Raw genomic sequence first — 1,301 nt, 5'->3', positions numbered from 1 at the left:
TAACTGGGAAGGGTTGCATACAACTGAAGAGCAGAAGGCGATTTTTGAAGCCTTGAGTGAGGCAAAGCAAATGGGTGACCAATATGGCCAAGAGTTGGGAAAGAACCATGCCATTAAAATCTTGAACCAGGCTAGAGACTTATATAGTAAAGGCGAGCTGTTTCAAAATAGAGATCAGGAAGATTAGTGTAATGAAAGAATTAGCCAGGAAAATGTACTTCTTGATTTACAGCGACGATATAGAGGGTTTAAAGGCTGAGTTAGAGAAGGAGCCCGAATTACTATTTGGGACGCATCAGTCCGAAACCTGGTTAAATCTAGCTGCACACTATGGCCGCGTGGATATGATTCACCTTTTAACCGATATGGGATTGGAGGCAGATGGGGATAATGGAAAGATCTCTGTACTCACATCAGCGTTACGCGGAGAAGCCAAATCTATGGAGGCGTTCGAATTACTTTTAACACTTGGAGCCAAAGTTGATGGAGTGAGATCCCGCGATTACCCGATTGCTACAGCTATTTCTTACGATAACTTTGAAGCGTTTACCATTCTCTTAGATCGAGGAGCGAGGACGGATATTCATTGGGGGCACTTTAACTACAACCCCATGACCTATGCACAATCCTTTGGTGAAGAACGGCAGCGCTTTGTTGATGAGCTAGTACGGCGTGGCGTGCCAGTGGAACTGCCACAAGAACCCCAAGAAAACGTGCAAGAGGCTAGTGTAAGCAACTCAGAAGACGCAAAAGACTTTTATACGATTCTCAAGCAGTATTATGGCGAGTTTGAAGGAAGGCAAATAACACGCATTGTCGCTAAATCAAATATTGCCGTTCGTCATATTAAAGCGTATGACCAGTCCTGCCAGATCTTGGTGAGTGATGGGATGAGGCATGCTATTCGATCGGGCATTCCGTCCGAGATCATGTTGCTCTGGCCTTTTACCGATAAGCTTTCTCCAGATTCCATCAAAGACAGTACTGCCGCATGGCCTTTCAATTTTTTACTGAACCTAGCCGAGAATTTGGTGGAAATAGAAGGACTTGTTCACGGAGATTTTTTTACGATCGATCTAGGAGAACCTATCACTGAGGGCTCGAAACTCTCAGTGCTGCTTGTCTTGCGTGAACGCACGCATTTCGAAGAAAGTGGCGTTACAGGAAATCTGTATAAAATTATCCCAATCCATGCCGAAGAGTTTGCTTTCTATCAAGAGCACGGAGCGCAAGCTTTGTTTCAGGTATTCGAAAAAAATGATGTGCCAATGACGATTGACCTAGCGAGAAAGAGCGTTGTG

At 44.6% G+C, this 1,301-nt stretch carries 2 protein-coding genes; both read left to right on the top strand.

The window, feature by feature from the left end:
- On the top strand, positions 1 to 187 hold a 187-nt coding region (locus A3738_RS30500; RefSeq protein WP_197473564.1), incomplete at its 5' end, for a hypothetical protein.
- Between the two features lie 4 nt (positions 188 to 191).
- Positions 192 to 1,301, top strand: a 1,110-nt coding sequence (locus tag A3738_RS03870; protein ID WP_082878322.1) for a suppressor of fused domain protein, incomplete at its 3' end; no start/stop codon positions are given.

The sequence above is a fragment of the Oleiphilus sp. HI0066 genome (genome assembly GCF_001635725.1).
This window is presented reverse-complemented; position numbering and strand designations above follow the sequence as displayed.